The 23,500-nt window shown below is 35.1% G+C and carries 22 protein-coding genes; 16 read left to right on the forward strand and 6 right to left on the reverse strand.

Annotated features, from left to right (window positions below; all coding sequences use genetic code 11):
* The first annotated feature begins 7 nt into the window (after positions 1-7).
* The 5 genes from CHB80_RS12625 to CHB80_RS12645 all read left to right on the forward strand — a co-directional run bounded on the left by CHB80_RS12625 (position 8) and on the right by CHB80_RS12645 (position 4,112).
* Positions 8-487 carry an AAA family ATPase gene (locus tag CHB80_RS12625; RefSeq protein WP_308489927.1) on the forward strand — a complete coding sequence of 160 codons (480 nt, stop codon included), beginning with the start codon at positions 8-10 and terminating at the stop codon, positions 485-487.
* Positions 465-1,424 carry a transglutaminase domain-containing protein gene (locus CHB80_RS12630; RefSeq protein ID WP_089371852.1) on the forward strand — a complete coding sequence of 320 codons (960 nt, stop codon included), beginning with the start codon at positions 465-467 and terminating at the stop codon, positions 1,422-1,424. The genes CHB80_RS12625 and CHB80_RS12630 overlap by 23 nt, the downstream gene beginning before the upstream one ends.
* Positions 1,425-1,429: 5 nt before the next feature.
* Entirely contained in the window at positions 1,430-1,789 is a 360-nt protein-coding gene (locus tag CHB80_RS12635) for an MmcQ/YjbR family DNA-binding protein (protein WP_089371853.1), read from the forward strand.
* A 146-nt stretch (positions 1,790-1,935) separates the two neighbouring features.
* Positions 1,936-3,708: a MutS-related protein gene (locus tag CHB80_RS12640; RefSeq protein WP_089371854.1), complete on the forward strand. Its 1,773-nt coding sequence runs from the start codon at positions 1,936-1,938 to the stop codon at positions 3,706-3,708.
* A 32-nt stretch (positions 3,709-3,740) separates the two neighbouring features.
* On the forward strand, positions 3,741-4,112 hold the full coding sequence (locus CHB80_RS12645; protein WP_089371855.1) for a hypothetical protein: 372 nt from the start codon (positions 3,741-3,743) through the stop codon (positions 4,110-4,112).
* A 103-nt stretch (positions 4,113-4,215) separates the two neighbouring features.
* Here the strand turns inward: CHB80_RS12645 and CHB80_RS12650 are convergent, their stop codons facing one another.
* The 3 genes from CHB80_RS12650 to CHB80_RS12660 form a co-directional block, all read right to left on the reverse strand.
* Positions 4,216-4,755 carry a hypothetical protein gene (locus CHB80_RS12650; protein ID WP_089371856.1) on the reverse strand — a complete coding sequence of 180 codons (540 nt, stop codon included), beginning with the start codon at positions 4,753-4,755 and terminating at the stop codon, positions 4,216-4,218.
* A 114-nt stretch (positions 4,756-4,869) separates the two neighbouring features.
* Complete coding sequence (locus tag CHB80_RS12655) at positions 4,870-5,562, reverse strand: hypothetical protein (protein ID WP_089371857.1); 693 nt, start codon at positions 5,560-5,562, stop codon at positions 4,870-4,872.
* Between the two features lie 143 nt (positions 5,563-5,705).
* Positions 5,706-6,425, reverse strand: coding sequence for a hypothetical protein (locus tag CHB80_RS12660; protein ID WP_089371858.1), 720 nt, complete (start codon positions 6,423-6,425; stop codon positions 5,706-5,708).
* A gap of 573 nt (positions 6,426-6,998) precedes the next feature.
* On the opposite strand from CHB80_RS12660, the gene CHB80_RS12665 reads away from it, so the two are divergent.
* Both CHB80_RS12665 and CHB80_RS12670 read left to right on the forward strand, forming a co-directional pair.
* Positions 6,999-7,370: a VOC family protein gene (locus CHB80_RS12665; protein WP_089371859.1), complete on the forward strand. Its 372-nt coding sequence runs from the start codon at positions 6,999-7,001 to the stop codon at positions 7,368-7,370.
* A gap of 370 nt (positions 7,371-7,740) precedes the next feature.
* Positions 7,741-8,742, forward strand: coding sequence for a metal-dependent hydrolase (locus CHB80_RS12670; RefSeq protein ID WP_089371860.1), 1,002 nt, complete (start codon positions 7,741-7,743; stop codon positions 8,740-8,742).
* An 89-nt stretch (positions 8,743-8,831) separates the two neighbouring features.
* Here CHB80_RS12670 and CHB80_RS12675 read toward each other — a convergent pair whose 3' ends face one another.
* Entirely contained in the window at positions 8,832-10,160 is a 1,329-nt protein-coding gene (locus CHB80_RS12675) for a DUF7482 domain-containing protein (protein WP_089371861.1), read from the reverse strand.
* A gap of 442 nt (positions 10,161-10,602) precedes the next feature.
* Positions 10,603-11,433, reverse strand: coding sequence for an AraC family transcriptional regulator (locus tag CHB80_RS12680; RefSeq protein ID WP_089371862.1), 831 nt, complete (start codon positions 11,431-11,433; stop codon positions 10,603-10,605).
* 181 nt (positions 11,434-11,614) lie between these two features.
* On the opposite strand from CHB80_RS12680, the gene CHB80_RS12685 reads away from it, so the two are divergent.
* From CHB80_RS12685 to CHB80_RS12725, 9 genes are all read left to right on the forward strand, one after another.
* Complete coding sequence (locus CHB80_RS12685; RefSeq protein ID WP_089371863.1) at positions 11,615-12,529, forward strand: dihydrodipicolinate synthase family protein; 915 nt, start codon at positions 11,615-11,617, stop codon at positions 12,527-12,529.
* A gap of 10 nt (positions 12,530-12,539) precedes the next feature.
* On the forward strand, positions 12,540-12,809 hold the full coding sequence (locus tag CHB80_RS12690; RefSeq protein ID WP_089371864.1) for a DUF1272 domain-containing protein: 270 nt from the start codon (positions 12,540-12,542) through the stop codon (positions 12,807-12,809).
* A gap of 53 nt (positions 12,810-12,862) precedes the next feature.
* Entirely contained in the window at positions 12,863-14,362 is a 1,500-nt protein-coding gene (locus CHB80_RS12695) for an aldehyde dehydrogenase (NADP(+)) (protein WP_089371865.1), read from the forward strand.
* A gap of 67 nt (positions 14,363-14,429) precedes the next feature.
* Positions 14,430-16,160, forward strand: a complete 1,731-nt coding sequence (locus CHB80_RS12700) for a DUF885 domain-containing protein (protein WP_089371866.1) — start codon at positions 14,430-14,432, stop codon at positions 16,158-16,160.
* Positions 16,161-16,235: 75 nt separating this feature from the next.
* Positions 16,236-17,240 (forward strand): 4-hydroxyproline epimerase, encoded by a 1,005-nt coding sequence (locus CHB80_RS12705; RefSeq protein ID WP_089371867.1) that lies wholly within the window; start codon positions 16,236-16,238, stop codon positions 17,238-17,240.
* A 39-nt stretch (positions 17,241-17,279) separates the two neighbouring features.
* Positions 17,280-17,645, forward strand: a complete 366-nt coding sequence (locus tag CHB80_RS12710) for a four helix bundle protein (RefSeq protein WP_089371868.1) — start codon at positions 17,280-17,282, stop codon at positions 17,643-17,645.
* A gap of 127 nt (positions 17,646-17,772) precedes the next feature.
* Complete coding sequence (locus tag CHB80_RS12715) at positions 17,773-19,017, forward strand: NAD(P)/FAD-dependent oxidoreductase (RefSeq protein ID WP_089371869.1); 1,245 nt, start codon at positions 17,773-17,775, stop codon at positions 19,015-19,017.
* Between the two features lie 123 nt (positions 19,018-19,140).
* Positions 19,141-20,034, forward strand: a complete 894-nt coding sequence (locus tag CHB80_RS12720; RefSeq protein WP_089371870.1) for an ATP-grasp domain-containing protein — start codon at positions 19,141-19,143, stop codon at positions 20,032-20,034.
* 189 nt (positions 20,035-20,223) lie between these two features.
* The gene (locus CHB80_RS12725; RefSeq protein ID WP_089371871.1) at positions 20,224-22,776 is read left to right on the forward strand and encodes a T9SS type A sorting domain-containing protein; all 2,553 of its coding nucleotides are present in this window, start codon (positions 20,224-20,226) and stop codon (positions 22,774-22,776) included.
* Positions 22,777-23,001: 225 nt separating this feature from the next.
* Here the strand turns inward: CHB80_RS12725 and CHB80_RS12730 are convergent, their stop codons facing one another.
* On the reverse strand, positions 23,002-23,460 hold the full coding sequence (locus CHB80_RS12730) for an STM3941 family protein (protein ID WP_089371872.1): 459 nt from the start codon (positions 23,458-23,460) through the stop codon (positions 23,002-23,004).
* Positions 23,461-23,500: the final 40 nt, after the last annotated feature.

Consider the following 23,500-nt stretch of genomic DNA (forward strand, 5'->3'; position numbering starts at 1 on the left):
GATACATATGATTCTCGGAAATACAGGAGCTGGTAAAACCACCTATGCACTTTCGTTAAGAGACAAAGAGCAAGGGGTTATTTTTTCTATAGACCACTGGAATAAAACACTTTTTTTGGATGATAAAACCCCAGAAGATGGCGTCGATTGGTTTTTAGAACGTATAGAACGGTCTGATATCATGATTCAATCTATAGTGGCACAAATGGCTACTGCAGGAACCCCCGCTATTCTAGACCTTGGATTTGCCAAAAAAGAGCGGAGAGATCGTTTTTACGCTTTCGCGAAAGCGTATAACATCCCCATCCAATTACATTTTTTAGATATTCCGTTAGAAATCCGAAAACAACGGGTGATGAAACGTAACCAAGAAAAAGGAGAAACTTTTCAGTTTGAAGTATCAGAAACCGATGTAGAATTTATGGAAACTTGGTTTGAAAAACCAACCCCTAAAGAGTTAGAACATGCGCATATTATTTCAGCATAAAATACAAGCTCGTGCAGCATTAGTCGTGACACTCCTATGGAGTACACTAGTGATAGGTCAGGAGTATGCCAAGGTAGATGCAACGGTGGCTTTTTATCCAGAGCATTTTGCGACAGATCAGGCACTAGCCACTCAAATCAAAAACGATTTTACCAACCCTAAAGAGCAATTGCTTGCTGGGTATTCATGGCTTATCAATAATGTTGCCTACGATCCTCAGGAATATTATACCTATAAATTTCAATACCGTATTCTAGAAGAACGCAATGAGAAAATGGCAGAAACGCGAGAAGGTATTATTGAAAGAACCCTACAACAAGGAGTAGCCGTGTGTGAAGGATATGCATTGACATTAGAACGTCTTTGTGAATTATTAGGAATTCAAGCGTATGTGGTACGAGGAGATACCAAAACACAACCTTCAGATATAGGACGTCCTTTTGATAAAAATCATATGTGGATGATCGCCATTATTGATGAAAAACCAATGTTACTGGACCCTACTTGGGGAGCAGGTAGATACAACGGAACGTTTATAAAATCACCTTCCTATGATTATTTTGATACGCCTGCGTCACAATTTATAAAGAGCCATTATCCAGAAGTTTTTGATGATGCCTATATCGATGTTAGCTTATCTAAAGAAGCTTTTAGTAAACAGCCCTTAGTGATAGATAAACGACTTTCGATAAATCAGATAAGTCCTTTAGAAGGAACAATAAAAGCTAAATCATTATCCAAAGGTATTATCTTTTCTTTAGAAGGAATCACAGGAAAAAAAGTAAGCTACTCTTTAGATGGTTTTGAAAAAGTAACGACTGATTTTACGATAGATAATAATACATTACAATGTATGATTGCTACTAGAACAAAAGCGCAATCATTAGTGATTTATGTAGATGACGCTCCAGTAATTGGATATAAAATAAAAAAATAGAATTCATGCATATAGAAGACGTACGGAATTATTGTATGGCAAAAAAAGGAGTCACAGAAGAGTTTCCTTTTGATGAGGTGACCCTCGTTTTTAAAGTAATGGGAAAAATGTTTGTTTTAAGTGGATTAGAACGGATACCTTCGGCCATCAATTTAAAATGTGATCCTGAACGTTCTGCTGAATTACGAGAGCAATACGACGGAAGTATTACAGGAGCTTTTCATATGAATAAATTACATTGGAATACACTCATACTTCAAGATTTGCCTCCAAAATTAATTACAGAGCTTATTGATCACTCCTACGACCTTGTCGTGAGTAAAATGACCAAAAAATTGCGCGCAGAATTAGAAAATTTAGAATAAGATATTTAAAAGTAATTTAGCACGTCATTCAGAATTTATTTCAGAACCTCATTGTACATTCGTTATCCGTCTAATGAGAAACTGAAACGAGTTCAGTTTGACAAGATTTAGACCTTTTTACAGTAAAAAAACGCCCATACTTTTTAATGAATCACCCATCTCAATTTTATATACATCAAAAATCAATACATCTCAGTTCTCTTAGTAGTATTAAAGGGAAACTGAATGTTTCTAGTACAATACGCGTCCTGTTGTTTCTAGCAATTATAGGAAGTGCTTATATCACTTTTGGAAATTGGAAAGTTATGGCGGCAGTCTTGATGGCAGAACTTTCTATATTTATTTTCTTAGTTGTTCGTCATGGGCAACTTGCCTATAAGCGAGACCTCTTAAAAGCGTTGATTGCTATTAATGAAACAGAATTAAAGGTATTAGATCGTGATTTTTATGACTTGCCTTCCGGCGAAAAATACCACGATCCGGAGCATTTTTATAGCCAAGATATTGACCTATTCGGGAGAGGGTCTTTTTTCCAATACCTCAATAGAACTGCATTAGAAAGCGGTGCCAATGTACTTGCGGCAATTACGAAAGCAAATGAGATTACAGACATTCCTAAAAAACAAGCAGCCATTCAAGAACTGAGTTCACTTCCAGAATGGAGACAAGAGTTTTCTGCTATTGCGTCCCTAGTAAAAACAGAAGTTCCAGCAACTGCTGTCACAGAATGGTTAAAAGAATATTCCCCATTTGTGCCCAAAAAAGGAAAGTTAGGCGCTATCATTTTCTCTAGTATTACATTGGCGCTATTAGCAATATATTTTCTAGGCTTTATACATGGAGGTATTGTGATAGGATGGTTTTTATTGGGACTTGCGATTATAGGAAGGTTTGTCAAAAAGATCAATACCCTTTCGGCACATACAGGTCAAATTCAGAGTACTTTTGATCAATATTATAAACTACTTGCCAAAATAGAAGAACAAACCTTTGAGAGTGATCTGCTCAAAGAAAAGAGAGAAAGGATCATCAATACTACTCAAAAGTCTTCTGCAATACTCCAACGATTTTCTAAGCATTTAGATGCATTAGATCAGCGTAATAATATCTTAGTGGGGATTATTGCAAATGGATTGTTTCTAAGAGATCTATCCATTGTTACTCAAATAGAAGCATGGATCAACACCCATAAAGACGATGTTGCTATTTGGTTTGAAATCATTACTTTTTTTGATGCCTATAATAGTTTAGGAAATTATGATTTTAATCATCCTACGCATAAATATCCTGAAATTACAGATACCCCCGTAACCTTACAAGCAACGCAAACAGCACACCCTCTATTAGATCCAAACAAAGCAATTCTGAATGATATTACCATAGATACAGAACAGTTCTTTATTATCACAGGCGCAAATATGGCTGGAAAAAGTACCTTCTTGCGTACGGTAGCTTTACAAATCGTGATGGGAAATATGGGACTACCGGTATGTGCTCAAAAAACAGCCTATACGCCTATAAAACTCATTACAAGTATGCGTACTACCGATAGCTTAACGGATGATGAGAGTTACTTTTTTAGCGAACTCAAACGTCTTAAGTTTATCGTAGATGAGATTAAAAATGATCGCTACTTTATCATCTTAGATGAAATCCTAAAAGGAACCAATAGCACCGATAAAGCCAAAGGGTCTCGTAAGTTTGTAGATAAACTCGTCAACTCAAAATCTACAGGGATTATCGCAACACATGATCTGAGTTTATGTGAAGCGGCTCAAGATTTATCGCAAGTCAAAAACTATTATTTTGATGCCCGTATCGAAGATGACGAACTCTATTTTGACTATACCTTTAAAGAAGGGATTTGTCAAAATATGAACGCAAGTTTCTTATTAAAGAAAATGGAGATTGTGGATTAAAGAATGATTTCTAAATGAAATGAATCAAGTACATGGAAACCGCCATATATATAAAAACGGAGCTTTGGAATCAGCTGATTCAATATCATATCAAAGAAGGATGGAAAGTCACTTACAGGTATGATAATTTTGATGTTGGAATTGATTTTGATTTAGTGATACTTGAGAAAAATGGAGAAGAGATTTTATTTGGTTGGGATAATTGGGTAGAGGGAGAGTTACAATGCGCTACACATCGAATGACTGAAATCGAAAAACAATTTGATCAAAAATTTAATAAAGGAACCCCAGAAAACCTGAAGCCAGAAATCATAGCGCAAAATAGAAAATGGCAGTTAGAAAGAAAATTGAATTCAAAAAATATACTACATCGTGTTAAAATGTTTTTCGGTTTAGGAAATTGAATAGTGCTTCTTTATAAAAAGCGTGAGGATTCTTAAAAGTAGGCGAGTCCTAGTAATGAATTATGCACTTTGTTGAGTAACGTTATTATTATAAATCTGATGGTTACAAGTTTTTATATTCCCAATAACTTTCTACAGAAGACACATCGGTTTTTAACTTTTCATTAATCAACTTTTTCAGTAACAGGAATGCATTAATATATCTATCTTTATATTGGCTTACACAATTATCATCACCTCTCCATCTTGAATTTTTTACTTCCTCATTAATTTCAGATTCATCTTTAAATGCGTTTCCATTCTTAAGTAAAATTTGTAAAGCATTTCTTCGCATTTCTCTAAAATTCCCATTAGAAATATAATTTTCACTTGAACTTATTTTTTTAATTATTTTATTGATAAGTTTAACTATTAGTTCTTTTCGTTCTTTGTCAATCAAAAATTCATCTAAACTCATTGACATTCCCCCATAAATTAAAGGTAATGACTGTAATGCGAGCTCTTCTTTATATTTAATTATCCAAGAACTAGAATCAAATTCAGTTACTTCAATTTCATTAATAAGACAGTTTTGCATTGCTTCTACAAAACCATCTTTTGCCCAAAAACCATAATCTTTGAATTCAATAAAACTTGATGCCATATTCTTATCGTTTGTCTCAATATTACAACAACAACCTCGGTTATGAGTAGTTGCATGGTTTAGTAAGTAAGCGATAACAAGCAATTATTTTTACACTTTGTTACGCAACATTTTTTATTCAAACATTTTATGATTTTTAGTCCAATATTCCGCTATAAAATCATATTTGCCTTTCCAATACCCTTGTTCTCTTTTTATGTATTTTAATAATTTTTCGTCGTTTTTATTTACTTTGTAGATATAAATTCCGTTTATGTCATTTTCTAAACAACCTAATCCTTCTATTTTTCCTAACAAGGTTATATTCGTTTCCGTTAATTTATATAATTCACTTCCCCAATCATTATCTGCACATCCACTCCCGTGATAGGAATAATAAAAGTGTGATTTGTTTATTCTTTTCGAGTTTGGGTAACTATTGAAAGATTCCACGAACTCAAATTTATCGGTTTGAATATTAAATAAAAGTAATTCTTGGATTCCAGGTGTATTTGAAACATAATTCATTAAGATATCAGAATAACCATCTCCATTAAAATCAGAAAATTCAAAGTTAAAAGGATTGTCTTCATGACTATAAATAACTTTTCCATTTGAGTTTTTAATAGTGAATATTCCGGGGCGTTTTATACATGCCTCATATTCAATTCCATTTATGATTTGTTCTTTACAATCGAAATAAAATTTGTTTAATGTGTCAATTTCAGTTTGTTCGTCAAGTTTTTTGTCCAATTGATTTTTTTCTTTTTTACAAGAACTAAAAGAAATCAGACTAAATATTAATGCTATGATGAATGTTTGTTTCAAATGTTAGGTAACGGTATTGTATATGGCACGTTGCCATATTGTTTAGCTCATATTATTCAGTCGAGACTGAGTTTTATTTGTTGGGGAGATTTTAAAGTTAGCCAAATTTTGGCAATGTGCTATATACGTTGTTAGCGTGCGTTTTACATCAATCCAGTTAGTTCATCAAGTCCGCCGCTGATGAGTCTTTTAAATAATTCTTTCTTTCCAGCTTCATAGAATTCACCTAATAATTTAATGCTTGACTTTCTAAGTCTTGCAAATATTTTACTGAATTCTGTGACTATTTTTTTCTTTGTGGTTTTTCCTAATTCTCCTCTTAATAACTTGATATCCTCAACAATTTCATTGATTTCTTCATTTTGTTTTGATTCAGGAAGTAATTTAACCTCCATATAATTCAAGTATTTGTCGATTAAAATCTGTTGCTCTGTTGAAAATGTTGAAGTGTTTGCGTCCTCATCAATTATTTCAAATTCAGAATAAAATTCTTCTTGATAATTTTTCAAGAATTCCTCTTCAGGAGTCAAGTGGCTTTTATCAAAAACTTTTAACCAACTTATCCATTGTTGAAATTCGCCAATTACTTGTTTTTCATTTAATCGCTTTACTAGGCTACTGTTACTGTTTTGGGAAGAAGGAGATACATCAATATTGAAAATGGGTGTATTGCCTGGAAATTCTAGTTTGACTAATTCAAACTTAAAATTACTTGAACTATCATTATCGTCAAATCGAATTAATTTTTTTTCGTTGTACGTTTTTATTATTAGGCCATCATTATCAACTCCCAATTTTGATAGTTGAACATTTAATCTGTTCAATGACTGTAATTGTATTAATGGTAAATCTTTTTTATTCATTTGGTTTTAATGTATGCTAACTAGTGTATATTATCACCCAAAATACTATAAAAATCATAACAGTCACATTTTTAAGTACTTTAATTCAATAATCAAAGCGTTAGTAGCCGTTAAAAACGACTCGATGTCACCTCGAGCGCAGTCGAGAGATCATTATAATCTTCACTATTTTTATGAAAAAGATCTCGACTGCGCTCGATCAGACTATAGAAATACAATTTTACATCAGTACATTATGCTGATGTAAAATCACTCACTCACTTAGCTTTAGTAATATCTAAAAACGAGATAGAAGGTGATGGAGTGCTTTCGCTTTTTCTGCGAAAGTGTATCGAAATTACCAGCCCTTAAACTTTTAAAACAATTCATTACTTTTAAACCTGGATTATGCAATAGAACTTCGTCATGAGGATTGAAACTGCAATAAAATATAGCATTTTCTTAGTTTTAGCATAGCATGGCTATGGTTAAACTTAAAAATGTAGTGCAGCGATATATTTTGCAGCAGTTTCAAGACAGAATAGATTTTCTATTGTATAATACGGGTTAAACAACAATCTAAAACCAATTCATATGAAATTAGGAGCCTTTTCTAGTAGTTTGAGTGTGAAAGACATTCATAAATCCAAAGCCTTTTATGAGCATTTAGGATTTGAAGTATTTGCAGGAGATATAGAACGTAAATACCTTATTATGAAAAACGGCAATGCACTTATCGGGCTTTTTGAAGGCATGTTTGAAAACAATATTCTGACATTTAATCCAGGATGGGATGAAAGTGCAAATCCACTAAATAATTTTGATGACGTACGAACCATTCAAAAACATCTTAAAGAAAAAGGAATTGCCTTAGAGCGTGAAGCAGAAGAAACCACCACTGGACCTGCCAGTATCGTATTGATGGACCCAGATGGAAATGCTATTCTCATTGATCAGCATGTGTAAAACTTCATTTTCATTCCCGCGAAGACGGGAATCTTATTTTAGTTTTAACCAAAGCGGGAATCTATAGTCGGAAATGAAAAAAGAAAATAAAATATTTTTGAACGAATGAATATACCTTAGCTTGACTATTGCCATCATTTAAAAGCAAGAGTGATGTTTTTAAATTTAAATAGAAATTCGGCATTCGAAAAGTTGTCGTAAAATTTGAAGTGAAGATTCTGTAAAATTTCAGACTGTTTGAGCATAGCGAGTTTCTGAAATTTAGGAATAGAACGATAAATTTAGACAAAGTTTCGCCAGCCTAGACTTTTTGTTTCTTTTTTGGCAATGAAAAAAGAAAAGAATGATTAATCATAATTAAAAAAACAGATTGGATAGTTTAACACAAGTCGTTTTAGGAGCAGCCGTTGGAGAAGCGGTATTAGGAAAGAAAGTAGGAAAAAGGGCTATGCTTTGGGGAGCCATTGCAGGCACTATTCCTGATCTAGATGTTGCGGCACGCTTTCTTACAGATACCATCACTGCCACCGAAATGCATCGAGGATTTAGTCATTCTATTCTCTTTTCAGTTATAATGGCACCCATATTAGGTTGGCTCGTTCATCAAATTAAAAAACGAGATGATGTGGGCTGGCAAGGCTGGGCAAAACTCTTTTTCTGGGGATTATTTACACATCCTTTATTAGATGCATTTACCACTTGGGGAACACAATTATTCTGGCCTTTTGATTGGCGTCTTGCGTTCAATAATATTTTTGTGATAGACCCATTATATACCCTCCCATTTCTTATATGCCTTATCATAGCAGCGTTTATGAAGAAGGGTACGCTTTCGCGAAAGCGTATAAATAACCTTGGTATATATTTGAGTACAGGTTATCTGGTCGTGACATTATTTTTAAAATGGGCAGCACACACACAAATTACAGAGGCATTAGAAGAACAACAAATTGCCTATTCAAAAGTATCCACACGTCCAGCACCGATGAACACCATTTTGTGGAATGCCAATGTAGATGCGGGAGATCACTATTTGATAGGGGATTATTCCTTTTTTGATTCAAAACCTGTTTCCTTTACAGCCTATCCCAAAAAACGAGAAGCATCTAAAGAACTAGCGTCCAGAGATGAGGTGCAACGTCTTATCAATATATCTGAAGGATGGTATATTCTAGAACAAGAAAACGGACAATGGATCTATAATGATTTGCGTTTTGGCTTAATCTCTATTGATCCAGCGCGTCCTCAGTTTGTATTTCGGTATGTATTAGAAGAAAAAGAAGGAGTGATTACCGCTACTGAAGATCGCCCTAATATGGAAAATACCGATGCCGTTTTTGGCAAACTTTGGGAGCGTATTTTAGGGAATTAATCATTTGGTTATAACAAAAGAAGGCTGCCCTTTCGGACAGCCCCCTAAAATCAAAAATTACTCTTTTTAATGAATAATACCTTGATATATTATTCGTTTCTTGGTGCTCCAATTTGAGTTCCAATTACACTTGCATCTGGTTGTGTAATTACTGGACAGTTTATAATCGCTCCTGTTGCTGTCAATAAGTTGGATAAAGAGTTTGCCAATGGACCAGGATTTGAATTTCCTCTAAAAGGAATTAAGGTACCGTCTTCTAAAAGATCATTAATCTGATCAAAACTTGTTAATATTACGCGCTCTTCTGCTGGTACTGTAAACTCAGTGATATGTGCATCCCACATTGGTGCATAACGTGTATCACTTGGGTCAATTGGAAAGGTATTTGTAGGATCATTTACTTGACGATCACTTATAGAAGCAGTATTTAAACCTTGAAATCCTTGTGGGTTATTAGCATCTGGTGTGATTCCATTTGCTGTTGGGCTAAAAGGTAACATAGACCCTCCTGGAAATAAACCAAAAGCAGGTAAGTTATTTAATTTAGGCGCATACACTCCTAACTCAATCGTTGCCGGTCCTGGATCTGATGTATCTGTTACAATGTGGAAGTAGTATGGTTGACCATCATGCCATCCATCTAAAAGTTGCATTACTACAGATGCTTGATCTATCGCTAAGTTTGGATTGTTTAAATCATCTTCATCAGCTTGACTATTTCCATTTGGATTTGGAATTCTATCGTGTATTCCTGTACTGTTCGCTACTAATTGTGCATTGATCACAATATTACTATCTGGTAATACTACATATGAAGACCAGTTTGCATCGGCAATTGCTCCAGGATTTACTTCAGCAGGAGGGAATCCCACCAAAGCTCCATCTGCAGATGCTGCTCCAGGTGTTAAACTTCTTGTAGGAGAAAAATCTACAGACCCTTCAAAAATAAGTCTTCCATCTTCTGTCCATTCAGAATTTTGCTCTCCACCAGAACCAATTGCTTCTGCCATTCTAGGCGCATAAATAATTCCAAGTTCTCTTGCAAAATCTTCGTCAGAAGCTTCTGTAATCACATAATATCCTTCTCTACGTTCTCCACTAGGAAGTGTTTCCCATCCTTGAAACATTGGGAATCTTGCTGTAGGACCTGCGGGTACTACATTTCTATCTACACGGAAATCTATTCCTAAAATACTTGGTAAAAATACGTTTTGTGCTTCTGTAAAACTCAGTGCAGGATTGTCTACGTCAAAAGGAGTTCCTCCATCTGCTGCAATACTGTTTAATAATAAACTTGCGGCTGTTGGCGCATCTGCTGGAGGGTTTTCACCTCCAGGAGTTGAGTTGTTATCGTCAGAACTACAGCTCGTAATAAATACGGCTCCAGCTACCATTAGTGTGTATATAATCTTTTTCATGATTTTGTGTTTAATTAATTTTTTTCTGTTTATTTTTTTTCTGTATTAGGTTTGTTTGAAAATAATGAGCGCTTTATTTTTAATACATCGGTTTAGACTTTCCGAATAAGTCATACTTTCTTTCATATTTCAAGAATTGTAATAAAAAGGAAGTTTTTCATATGGTTGATACCTACGCTTTTTTAGCTTTAAAAAAGATGTAAGTGCTTGTTATACTGCACTTTTTAATTTTTTGACATGTTTCAGAAAGAAAATGTTAAAAAATATAATTAAGGTAATACTGGTAAGAATTGGTAGAAAAAAAATGTAATGGGTCTTACACAAAACACTCATTTTTAGACTTATAATGGTATAAGAAAAACTTATAGTTGTCTAATTATTGATAGTTTTATTGAATGTGCAAGTTATGCAACTTTCAAAATAGGATGTATTTGAGTCTTTTTTATGGATAGGAAACTCTATATATAGAAGGACTTACTTTTTTGTGATATTTAAATTTTCTATTAAAATGCGATAAGGTTTGAAATCCTGAAAGCTCAGCAATCGCTGCAATAGATAATTCTGGATTTTCTTTTAATAGTGTACATGCTTTGGTAATTCGTATTTCAGTTAAGAATTGAAAATACGTTTTGTTCGTTCGCTTTTTAAAATATTTACAAAACCCATTGGTGCTCATTGCGGCTATATGAGCAATATCTTCTAACTGTATAGGATTTGAAAAATGCTGTAAGGAGTATTCAAAAATACGATGTAACTTTTTTCCATCAGCTTCAGATATGTTTTTGGGATATACAAAAGTAGAGAGAGGCGTGTAGGCACTTTTAGTGAGTAATTGTATCAGTAACAAAAAGTGAGCTAATCGAGACAAGCCTTCTTGTTGTGCTATGGCATCAAATATAGTAACGAGTTCTTGCGTTGCTGTTGTTTTGAATCCCGCTTTCGCGAAAGCGTAAAATTCCTGAACCCCTTTTCCTTCATCCAAATCTAGAAACGAATCACCAAAGGATGTCGGATTAAAGAAAACCGTATGCATTAATGCATCTGTAGCTTCACTTCTAAAAACATGGGGTTGTTGCCCGCCAATTACAAAAACATCCCCTTTCTGAAAATGATGTATAGTGTCTGCAATGAGTAAAGTACCATTCCCTTGTAAGATATGACTAATCTGAAGCTCTTGATGTTGGTGTAATTGCCCATAAAATTCTCCAGCATCTATCTGAAAAATAATAGCCGTATTACTAGGTTTCGGTATTTTAAAAGGCAATACTTTCATGCTTCAAAGATACTTTATTGTTTCAAAATGAGTAATTAATTAATAAAAATGGATAATATTGACATAGTATTGGATAATTGACACATTATCGATAGCAGTAATCTATAGTATTTTTAACCTCAAATTTGGAAGTCTTTTTTGATAGTATAAGACAATACCGTATAACTTTAGAAATTTACATATGTCAATTCAATGGAAAGGAGTGATGCCAGCCGTCACCACAAAATTTACAGAACAGGATACCTTAGATCTTGATATGTTTGCTGTAAACATTAATGCACAATTAGAAGCAGGCGTACATGGAATTGTATTAGGAGGTACCTTAGGAGAAGCCAGTACTTTGAGTGATGCAGAAAAAAGCACCTTAACTCAGGAAACTGTAAAATTGGTAGATGGGAAGGTGCCTGTACTTATTAATATTGCAGAACAAACTACAAAAGGAGCCATTGCTGCAGCACATACTGCAGAAAGAGATGGCGCTACGGGGTTAATGATGTTGCCACCTATGCGTTATAAAGCAGGAGATGCCGAAGTAGTTGCATATTTTAAAGCCGTTGCTGAAAGCACATCATTACCTATTATGGTGTACAATAATCCGGTAGATTATAAAATAGAAGTGACATTAGATATGTTTGATCAATTATTAGCGTGTGATAACATAGAAGCTGTTAAAGAATCTACCAGAGATATTTCGAATGTAACGCGTATTAAAAATGCATTTGGCGACCGATTAAAAATAATGACCGGTGTAGATACTTTAGCATTAGAATCCCTCCTTATGGGAGCCGATGGTTGGATAGCAGGACTCGTAGATGCATTCCCAGCAGAAACGGTAGCTATCTATGAATTGCAAAAAGCAGGACGTATTCAAGAAGCTATTGCTATATATCGTTGGTTTTTACCCTTGCTAGAGTTAGATATAAATCCGAAATTAGTACAGAATATAAAATTAGCAGAGGTTCACACAGGAATCGGTACAGAACATGTAAGAGCTCCAAGATTACCATTGTCAGGAGAAGAAAGAGCACATGTACTAGAAGTGATTAAAAAAGGACTAGAAAGTAGACCTACCTTACCTGATTATAAGAACTTATAAAACCACACAGATGTTAGAAATACGACCTTCTTGTGAGCATTGTGATACACCACTTCCGTATGATGCAACCAATGCTATGATCTGTACTTTTGAATGTACCTTTTGTAGTGATTGTGTTGAAAATATATTACAAGAAGTATGTCCTAATTGTGGAGGTGGTTTTGAAAAAAGACCCATACGACCTGCTTCGTTACTAGAAAAGTATCCAGTATCTACAAAAAAGGTTCATAAACCTGTAGATATTGAAAAGCATTTAGAAAGAATCAAGAAGCAAGAATAATCTTAGAATGAGTGTAAAGCTATTTATTCATTAAAAATTTAATCATTCATACAATGATCACAGGAAAAAATTATATAGGAAATACGTTAAGTGCAAATGGAGTAGTAACGTATCAGACATTAAATCCAAAATTAAATACACCAAATCCGACCTCTTTTGTAGAAGCAACTTCAGAAGAAATTGACTTGGCTGTAGCCTTAGCTTCTCAAGCTTTTGATGCCTATCAAAACATATCGGGAGACAAAAGGAGTGCTTTTTTACATGCGATTGCAGATGAGATAGAAGCATTAGGCGATACACTTGTAGAAACGTATATGTCTGAAACAGGATTGCCAGAAGGAAGAGCCAAAGGAGAGCGAGGTCGTACGTTAGGGCAATTACGTATGTTTGGAGATTTAGTAAAAACAGAAGATTGGCGTAACCCTACCATTTCTGGAGAAGCAAATGAATTACGTCAGTATTTAATTCCATTAGGACCTGTGGTAGTTTTTGGCGCAAGTAATTTCCCATTAGCATATTCGACAGCAGGAGGAGATACTGCCAGTGCATTGGCCGCAGGATGCCCAGTTATTGTAAAATCTCATCCAATGCATGCTGGAACAGGAGAGTTGGTTGCTAGTGCTATTCAAAAAGCAGCACAAAATACAGAAATGCCAAAAGGTGTTTTTTCAAATTTAAATAGTGCCGGTATTGAAGTAGGAGTACAACTTGTAAAACATCCCATGGTAAAAGCAGTTGGATTTACAGGAAGTATTCGAGGTGGGCGCGCACTCTATGATCTTGCTTCTCAAAGAGATGAACCTATTCCTGTTTTTGCAGAAATGGGAAGTATCAATCCTGTAATCATTACACAAAAGGCATTAGAGGCACGTGCATCAGAGATTGCACAGACTTATGCAAACTCCATAACATTAGGAGTAGGGCAATTTTGCACAAATCCAGGGCTTATTTTAGGGATTAAAAGCGCAGAATTAACGATCTTTATAAACGACTTAGGAGAAAAAACCGCTGCAATAGATGCCCATTGTATGTTACATCCTAATATTCATACAGCTTATGAAAAAAATGGAGAAGCTGTCATAAATCAACCTGATGCTAGAGTCGTTGCTGTACATCAAGGAGAAATAGAAGAAAATTATGCGCAAGCAAAAATAAGTACCGTATCTGGAGATGCTTTTTTAAAGAATCCGAAGTTACACCAAGAAGTATTTGGTCCATTTTCATTAGTAGTACAATGTGATGATGATAACCAATTATTACAAATTATAAGTCAGCTAGAGGGACAGTTAACAGGAACTATTCTAGCTGAAAAGGAAGATTATAAAGACCTTTCACCCCTTGTAGAAAGGCTGCAAAACCGCGTAGGGCGCATCATTTTTAATGGAGTCCCTACTGGGGTTGCAGTAGTAGATGCCATGACACATGGTGGCCCTTATCCTGCTTCTACCGATAGTCGTTTTACCGCTGTAGGAAATCAAGCTATCAAAAGATGGGTGCGTCTTTTTAGTTATCAAGGATTTCCTGAAGAATTACTACCTGGATTTTTAAAATAAATAATTATCAAATATGGGCTTCCCTCCTAGAAAGGAGGGATCGAGGGAGGTGTTTTAAGATTAAAATATGGATATGAATAAAGTACTAAGTTTATTATTGATGATGGGATGCCATCTAGCAATATATGCACAATCCCCATCAGAAAATCTTCAAACTATTATTGAAGAAGTGCAAAATCATAAAGGGTATGATTCAGAAGTGTATCCTATGGGATTATTTTCTAAAGTATATTTTGAGGCGGAGTCCGCTTTCGCGAAAGCGCAATTAGAAAAACTCGAAGCGATTTCTGAAAACTCACTTTCTGAAACCGAAGCGATCTCACTAGCATTGCTACGCTTTAAATTACAAGAGACTGTTGATTATACTACCTATGAACGCTATTTAAATCCATTGCTTTCTGATTCGGGATTTCATAGTAGTTGGAATTATATGGTACGTCCCATTACCAATTATGCGCAAGCAAAATCGTATCTCAATAGGCTAAATGTACTTCCTGATGTGGTAGATCAATATGTGCCTTTATTAAGAGAAGGACTTGAGAAGGGCGTGTCACAACCTAGGGTGATTTTTAATGGGTATGAGAGTACGTATGATTCTCAAATTGTAACCGATTATAAAGAGAGTTTCTATTATGAACCCTTTAAGAACTTACCAAGTTCGCTTACAAGTACTCAGAAAGATTCTTTGCTTAATGCTGCAAAAGTGGTTATAGAAACTAAGGTAATTCCTTCGTTTAAACGAATCAAAACATTTTTTGAAGAAGAATATTATCCTAAAACACGAAAAACCATTGGCGTTTCAGAAACCCCCAATGGGAAGGAGTATTATCAGAATAGGATTCAATACTATACAACACTTGATCTTACAGCAGATCAAATTCATCAAAGGGGATTGAAAGAAGTAGCACGGATCAAATCTGAAATGGAAAAGATCATTGCTGAGGTAAACTTTAAAGGATCATTTGCAGAATTTCTAGAATTCCTTCGTACAGATGAGCAGTTTTATGCAAAGACACCAAAAGAGATTTTAATGATAGCGCGTGACATGGCAAAACGTGCCGATGCACAATTACCTCGTTTTTTTAAAACGCTTCCGCGAAAACCATACGGAGTGGCTCCCGTTCCTGATGCCATTGCTCCTAAATATACCGGAGGACGCTATGTTGGAACAAGCAAAAATAGTACAGATCCTGGATATTATTGGGTGAATACGTATGATTTACCAAGCCGACCACTTTATACACTACCATCGTTAACGGTACATGAGGCAGTTCCTGGACATCATTTACAAGGAAGCCTTAATAATGAATTAGGAGATAGTATTCCAACATTTAGAAGAAATATGTACCTCTCTGCTTTTGGAGAAGGATGGGGACTTTATTGTGAATTTCTAGCGGAAGAGATGGGTATGTATACCACACCTTATGAGCATTTTGGAAAGCTTACGTATGAGATGTGGCGTGCCTGTAGACTGGTGGTAGATACAGGAATTCATGCCAAAGGGTGGACACGCGATCAAGTAGTTGACTATATGGCATCTAATACTGCATTGTCATTACACGAAATCAATACAGAAACAGATCGCTATATCTCTTGGCCAGGACAAGCATTATCCTATAAGATTGGAGAGATTAAAATACGCGAACTCCGAATAGAAGCAGAAACAGCTTTAGGAGCTGCTTTTGATATTCGAGAATTTCACGAGGTGATTTTAGAGCAAGGAACCGTAACCTTAGAGATTTTAGAACAACGCGTGAGGGATTGGGTGAAGGAGTCTAAAAAAGATAATAGAAAATAGAGAAAAGAGTAAAGAAAAATATGAACATGAGAAACTAAGATTCGTCGTTCGTATTTCTAATTTCGTATTTTATATATGACACATAAATTCACTTGTATAGATGCACATACCTGCGGAAACCCTGTTCGGTTAGTGAGAGAAGGAGGCCCAGAACTTATAGGGAATTCTATGAGCGAAAAACGACAGCATTTTATTAAAGAATATGATTGGATACGTAGAGGATTAATGTTTGAACCTCGCGGTCATGATATGATGAGCGGAAGTATCTTATACCCTCCACATGATGCAGAAAATGATGTTGGCGTATTATTCATTGAAACTTCTGGATGTCTACCTATGTGTGGTCATGGCACCATCGGCACCATGACTATTGCTATTGAAGAGGGACTTATACAGCCTAAAATACCTGGTAAAGTCCGTATGGAAGCTCCGGCTGGATTGGTAGAAATAGACTATCAACAAACAGGTGATAAAGTAGATTGGGTGAAACTAACGAATGTTGCATCCTATCTCGCAGCAGAAGGTCTAATAGTGGATTGCCCTGAATTAGGAGAAATTACTTTTGATGTTGCTTATGGAGGGAATTATTATGCGATTGTAGATCCGCAGAAAAACTTTTCTGGGGTGCATAATTTTACGGCAAGTCAAATTGTGCAGTACAGTCAAGTAGTTCGTAAACGTATAAATGAGAAATACCCAGACCATTTTATTCATCCAGAAAATGAGACCATTCGTGATGTGACTCATTTACTTTGGACTGGAGATCCTATAGATCCAACATCTTCAGGAAGAAATGCAGTGTTTTATGGTGATAAAGCTATTGACCGTAGTCCATGTGGTACAGGAACATCAGCAAGATTAGCTCAGTTATATGCAAAAGGCAAATTAGGAGTCAATGAAGCCTATATCCATGAAAGTTTTATAGGTTCTACCTTTGTAGGACGTGTTGAAAAAGAGGTGACTATAGGCAACCATAAAGCAATCATCCCTAGTATTCAAGGATGGGCTCGTATCTATGGGCAAAATACGATTACAATAGATGAAGATGATCCTTATGCATTTGGGTTTTCGGTGATATAATGAAGTAATGAAATAATGAGTTAGTGAAATAATGTAGAAATGGATAAAACCACTTTCATAAATGCGTTTAAGAGAAGAACAAAAACTTTTGCAGGAAGAATTGTGTTATTTTACGATAAACTCCCAAAGGATAGTAGTACCCAAGTTATGGGGAAACAACTTATAAGATCTGCTACTTCAACTGCTGCAAATTATAGAGCAGCTTGTATTGCAAGGTCAGATAGAGAGTTTTATGCAAAACTATCTATAACTGTAGAGGAAGCTGATGAAACACTATTTTGGTTAGAGCTTTTTGAAGAAACCAAAAAAGCACCACTACAAGAATTAAAACCTTTAATGGATGAAGCATTAGAAATTTTAAAAGTATTGGGTTCGGCAAGAAAAAATAGTAAAAATAAAAACTGATAAATAATTATCTATCGAAAAAATGTTTGTAGTATTTAATTAACCCATTAACCCATTAACCCATTAACCCATTAACCCATTAACCCATTAACCCATTAACCCATTAACCCATTAAAATAATAAACCATTGAAACATTGTATTATCATTGGCGGCGGTATTATAGGATTATCCTGTGCCTATTTCTTACATAAATCAGGACATCACGTAACGGTGGTTGATCAATCTAAAATGGATGGCGGCGCCTCGTATGTAAATGCAGGGTATTTAGCACCTAGTCATATGATTCCATTAGCTGCTCCTGGCGTTATGAAACAAGGACTCAAATGGATGCTTGATAAAAAAAGTCCGTTATATATCAAACCTCGATTAAATTCAGAGTTACTAAAATGGACCTTGGCTTTTAATAAATCATGTAATTCAAAACATGTACAACGTGTGGTGCCAGTCATGCGAGAGATTGCTGTGATGGGACGCGATTTATATAATCAAATAAAGCAAGAAGAAGGGTTTGACTTTCAGTTAGAGAAAAAGGGACTCTTTATGCTCTGTCAATCAGAACATATGCTAGAAGAAGAAAGTCATTTAGTAGACTATGCATTAAAGGAAGGATTAGTTGCTCGTACGGTTACACCACAAGAAGTACAGCAAATGATGCCTGATGCTCAATTAGATATTGTAGGTGCAACCTATTTTGAATGTGACCACCATACGACTCCCGATGAGTTTATGGAAGATTTAAAATCCTACTTAATCCAGTCTGGTGTTACGATTCGAAAAGAAGAAAAAGTGATTGATATTGGGGTTCAAAATGGAAAAATATTACATGTACAAACAGATAAAGAGCAACTTAAAGCAGATGAGTATGTACTCGCAGCGGGATCATGGACAAGTACGCTTTCGCGAAAGCTGAACCTGAATCTTTTATTGCAAGCAGGAAAAGGATATCGTATCCAAACCACAACACCAACCGGAATTACCTATCCTTCCATTCTCGCAGAACGAAAGGTTGCTATTACACCTATGAATGGATTTACACGTTTTGCAGGCACTATGGAGATAGCAGGGATTAATCATACAATTAATACAACGAGAGTAGAAGCTATTGCAGAAGGTGTCGCACAGTACTTTCCAGAAGTACAGATTTCTCAGGAAGAAAAAAATCAAGCAGCGGCTGGTTTACGTCCCGTATCTCCAGACGGAATGCCTTATATCGGGAAAAGTGCAAAATGTAAAAACCTAACGATTGCGACAGGCCATGCGATGATGGGATGGAGTTTAGGCCCGTCTACAGGAAAGTTAGTTCAAGAAGTTATTGATGAGGTATCACCTAGTATGGATATGACACTTTTTCACCCTGACAGGAGGTTTTAATATCAAATGGGATAATAAAGTAATGATATTATGTAAATAATGAATATGAATACTATAGGGTAATTGAGTAATTTTAAAACAAAATAGCGTGAAGCTTAAAATTGTATCGAACTGACAAGACTAATGACTGATATTACCCTACTTACTTGCAAAGCTTATTTCCAACCGAAAGAAGTTACACCTTATATCGCTACTATTTTACATGAACGAAAGCTTTTACAAGATGCTTTAGAAAAACGAGGACTAAACGTAGATTGTACCTATTGGGATGATCCTGAATATGATTGGTCACAAACAAAAACCGTTGTTTTTAGAACCATATGGGATTATTTTGAGCGATATGAGGAGTTCTCTACATGGATGAACAAGATTAAAAATAAGACGCAATTAATGAATCCAATATCATTAATTAATTGGAATATTGATAAGCATTACCTAGCAGATTTAGAGAAAAAAGGAATCACGATTGTTCCTACGGCTTATGTAGATACGGGTGCGTATCGTTCTATAGATAGTGTGTGTGAAGAAAATGGATGGACAGACGTAGTGATCAAGCCTGCTATTGCTGGTGGCGCTTTTCATACCTATAAGGTGCAGCAAAACGAGAGAACTTCTTTTGAAGAACTTTTTCAAAAGCTAGTAAAAGAGCGTGATATGTTAATACAACCATTTCAAGAAACAATTACGAGTTTAGGAGAAGCGTCTCTTATGGTATTTAATGGGAAATACACACATGCGATTCTAAAAAAAGCGAAAGCTGGTGATTATAGAGTACAAGATGATTTTGGCGGGAGTGTACATGATTATATACCTACTCCTGACGAAATCGCTTTTGCAGAAAGGGTTTTTAAAGCTTGTGATCCCATGCCAGCTTATGGGCGTGCAGATATTATTTGGGATACCGATGGAACTATTCTTTTAGGTGAATTAGAAATTATAGAACCTGAGCTTTGGATACGTAATCATCCCGAAGCTGCCAATGATTTTGCAGAGGGTATTTTACAGTATTTACAATAAAATAACTATTAAGTTTCTTTAATTGAGACTGTTGTCTTATACGCTTTCGCGAAAGCGTATAATATCTTAAAACCATTGAACGTCCCTAAAATACCACTCGTCTATAGTTGCTGATTGCTTAACGAATTTTATAAAATAGCGGGTCTCTTCGGTCTACATTTGTTCCTATAAAACAAAAAGACCCGAGCCATGAAGAGATTATTACTTACAACATTTGCACTTGCAACTTTTGCAATACAAGCACAAGACGTTCCTTTTAATTGTGATTATAACGCTTACTTGTTTCAATACAATGATGTATATGCAATTGATCTCGCATCGGGAAATTCATATGTAACAGCAGAAAATATTACGGAAGGAAATATTAATGCAGCTGGATACAATAGTGCCGATGGTTATATATGGGGTTCTTTATCATCTCCATCAAAAACATTGGTAAGAATAGGAAAAAACTTTACCACGACAACATATTATATACCAGAATTACCCAATGGTAATAGGTACATTGGAGATGTAAGCTTAGACGGTGTGTATTATCTCAAGTCTGGAGGTACTACCTATTACAAAATAGATGTACATCCAGAATCTGCTAATTATGGAGAGTATATGGCTACTGAGAACTTATCACAAGGAATTAGTATTCACGATTGGGCTTTTAATGCTGCCGATGGAAACTTATATACTGTAGAAAAGAATACAAATATTTTATATCGTATAGATCCTTCAAATGGAGTGGTACAATCATTAGGTGAAGTGCCTATCCTATCTGGCTTGAATTATACCTATGGAGCAGTATATTTTGATGTTTCAGGACGTTTTTATGTGTCTGCAAATCAAACAGGAACTATTTACGTGATTCAAAGTGTTCAAGATTTAGATGGAACCAATGCGATAGATTCAAATTTATTTGCTTTTGGACCTTCAAGTGCCAGTAATGATGGTGCACGTTGTCCTACAGCTCCTGTGCCACAAGAAATATGCGATAATGGAATAGATGATGATGGTGATGGTCTTATTGATTGTGAAGATCCTTCATGTTCTGGATATGGGAATTGTGAAGTAATTGAGCCTCCAACATCTAGTGCCAATAATGGTGGATTAGAAAGTAATAACAGGCTTTCTGATGTAATCAATAAACGTAATTATAACCGCACTAAAACAAATTATAGTTTTAATAGAACGCTAGCACCAAGAGTAGATAAAACTACTGCTTACGGACAAAGAAATGCAGATGCCTCTATCGTATTAGAAGATTTTATCCCGTTGGAAACTATTCAAGAAGAATATGTAATAGAATCTACTCCAGAAGATTTAATCAATATCACAAATGCAACCGAAGTATATGCCGTAGATTATATAAAAGAAGAAACTTCAATTGCTTCTATCCTAGCTTTAAAAACAGAAAATGGGGTATATGAGCACACAAAATATATCTGTGATCGTTTATTAGGAGGAGAGTTGATTTCTGTATCAACCATAGATATTAATGAACAAACATTTATAAAATCATTGATCAAAAACCCTGATGGTACGGTAGAATTTGTATTAAGCCTTTCGGCGAAAGTAATATCAAATGAATCTGAATTTGCCGTAGAGAGTCATTGGAATCTCGATCAGTATGAAGAAAATATAACGTATTACAATTTTCAAATATGGTCAAACTCTATAGATGATCTATATCTATTAGGAGAAGAAGTATTAAATCTGCTTAACGTAGAGAAGCCTATTACTGAATATAATAACTCAACACCACCTACGGTATTTGTGAGAAAAGGAGCTTATGTAAATGGGGCATTAGATTTAGAAATTATTAATACCAATCAAACGGAAGAAATCACCTTTGATGCTGGAATCCGAACCACAGAAACTAATGAAGTTACGACTATGACAGATGTAATTGATCTACAAGGCGATTATATTACAAATGTTACAATAGAGACTGGAAACTTATTTGATATTGGATTTAGAATCGGTGATGGGATCGCTACACCAGATGACTTATTTATGTCTGATGGACCATGGGGAATAGATGATAGTCAAGAAGGAACAACAGTACAAGAGTATATCGTAAGCCCAAATACAGAAGTGTTTGAAACAGATCAGTTTCCGGTAGAAAGAAATGTGCATCTAGAAGCAAGTACCAATACCTATGTTGCTGCTTATAGAGCTCTAACGCCTCGATTCCAAGCAGTAGATGTATCTGAATATAGCAGTTTTGCATTAGAAGCAAGAGGGACAGGAAATTTAGAAATCACATTTGTAAGACAGAGTATAGATGCGTGGGAAGATCAATACAGACAAACCATAGCATTAACAGATGATTTTCAAGAGTTTGTTGTACCCCTAGATAATGCATCTTTAAATGATGTAGTGACCATCGTATTTACAATGATTTCAGAAAGCGGTTCTTTAGAAACGAAAGAAATGGATCTTCAGCAACTTCGCTTTTCAAATGAATCTGTATTGGCAGTAGATGCCTTTGAAACAGAAAGTACAACCTTAAGGAATTATCCAAACCCTTTTACAAGTAGTACAACAATACAATTACCACTAATGGCGAGCAACATAAAAATAGAAGTATATGATATGTTGGGGAGAGTAGTAGATCAAAAGGATATACAGCCCCATTCAAGTAACCAAGCTATCTCGTATAGTGCACCACAACTGGTTACGGGGATGTATGTCTATAGAATTACAGACGATCAACAACGAACCTATACTGGACGATTTATGATTAAATAGTGAGTAAATTATGAAATGCGCTTAAAGTAGGGAAATTGCTTTTTTATCTTACATAAATTAAGAGGGAAATAAATAAGCAGACATGGCGCATTTTATAGTTTTATAATTAAAAATAGTGAATAGTAATTAGTTTTTAATTGATTTTATGGTGAGAAAAAGTCTCCTTGGGGTAGGGCCCGTGGGGGCTTTTTTGTATTTGAAAATAGAATGTGATACATATTATTACTACATATTATGTTTAGCTTTCCATTCATTCATAAGTTGCGCCAATGCTTTAGCAGACATTCCATAAGTATCAGGTAAAGCCCCTTCGCTTCCAGAAAGTATTTTAGCAATCTGTTTTCCGCTTTTATATTTTGTGTGCTCTTCATTATAGTTTAATATGACCATTTTATTAGGTCCGATATAATCTGTGCTGAACTCTTTAACATCACTCCATTTAGTAAAATTGGACTTGAAAAGAGTTCGCATTTCAAACCCCTCTTCGGTTAATTTTAAATATGAAGTGTTTGGGAATAATTGGATTGTAAATATGATAACACCTAGTCCAAAGAAAATGATAGCAATAACGCCTACAAAGAATTTTTCTTCAAGCATCAGAAATCCTCCTAATACAAATAAAATACTAACGACTATAAGTATTATGCTTTTTGTTTTTTTCGGTCTTAATGTTTTGGATTCCATAAGAGTATATGATTTATATATATGAAATAAGTATCATGAT

The sequence above is a fragment of the Dokdonia pacifica genome (genome assembly GCF_900188275.1).
Taxonomy (GTDB): Bacteria; Bacteroidota; Bacteroidia; order Flavobacteriales; family Flavobacteriaceae; genus Dokdonia; species Dokdonia pacifica.

Bases quoted from the DNA above. Each gene is read 5' to 3' on its own strand.
- CHB80_RS12725 (WP_089371871.1), top strand. From the start codon at position 20,224: ATGAAGAGATTATTACTTACAACATTTGCACTTGCAACTTTTGCAATA.
- CHB80_RS12685 (WP_089371863.1), top strand. From the start codon at position 11,615: ATGTCAATTCAATGGAAAGGAGTGATGCCAGCCGTCACCACAAAATTT.
- CHB80_RS12630 (WP_089371852.1), top strand. From the start codon at position 465: ATGCGCATATTATTTCAGCATAAAATACAAGCTCGTGCAGCATTAGTC.
- CHB80_RS12665 (WP_089371859.1), top strand. From the start codon at position 6,999: ATGAAATTAGGAGCCTTTTCTAGTAGTTTGAGTGTGAAAGACATTCAT.
- CHB80_RS12635 (WP_089371853.1), top strand. From the start codon at position 1,430: ATGCATATAGAAGACGTACGGAATTATTGTATGGCAAAAAAAGGAGTC.
- CHB80_RS12690 (WP_089371864.1), top strand. From the start codon at position 12,540: ATGTTAGAAATACGACCTTCTTGTGAGCATTGTGATACACCACTTCCG.
- CHB80_RS12625 (WP_308489927.1), top strand. From the start codon at position 8: ATGATTCTCGGAAATACAGGAGCTGGTAAAACCACCTATGCACTTTCG.
- CHB80_RS12730 (WP_089371872.1), bottom strand. From the start codon at position 23,460: ATGGAATCCAAAACATTAAGACCGAAAAAAACAAAAAGCATAATACTT.
- CHB80_RS12675 (WP_089371861.1), bottom strand. From the start codon at position 10,160: ATGAAAAAGATTATATACACACTAATGGTAGCTGGAGCCGTATTTATT.
- CHB80_RS12710 (WP_089371868.1), top strand. From the start codon at position 17,280: ATGGATAAAACCACTTTCATAAATGCGTTTAAGAGAAGAACAAAAACT.
- CHB80_RS12660 (WP_089371858.1), bottom strand. From the start codon at position 6,425: ATGAATAAAAAAGATTTACCATTAATACAATTACAGTCATTGAACAGA.
- CHB80_RS12695 (WP_089371865.1), top strand. From the start codon at position 12,863: ATGATCACAGGAAAAAATTATATAGGAAATACGTTAAGTGCAAATGGA.
- CHB80_RS12700 (WP_089371866.1), top strand. From the start codon at position 14,430: ATGGATATGAATAAAGTACTAAGTTTATTATTGATGATGGGATGCCAT.
- CHB80_RS12705 (WP_089371867.1), top strand. From the start codon at position 16,236: ATGACACATAAATTCACTTGTATAGATGCACATACCTGCGGAAACCCT.
- CHB80_RS12680 (WP_089371862.1), bottom strand. From the start codon at position 11,433: ATGAAAGTATTGCCTTTTAAAATACCGAAACCTAGTAATACGGCTATT.
- CHB80_RS12650 (WP_089371856.1), bottom strand. From the start codon at position 4,755: ATGGCATCAAGTTTTATTGAATTCAAAGATTATGGTTTTTGGGCAAAA.
- CHB80_RS12720 (WP_089371870.1), top strand. From the start codon at position 19,141: ATGACTGATATTACCCTACTTACTTGCAAAGCTTATTTCCAACCGAAA.
- CHB80_RS12645 (WP_089371855.1), top strand. From the start codon at position 3,741: ATGGAAACCGCCATATATATAAAAACGGAGCTTTGGAATCAGCTGATT.
- CHB80_RS12640 (WP_089371854.1), top strand. From the start codon at position 1,936: ATGAATCACCCATCTCAATTTTATATACATCAAAAATCAATACATCTC.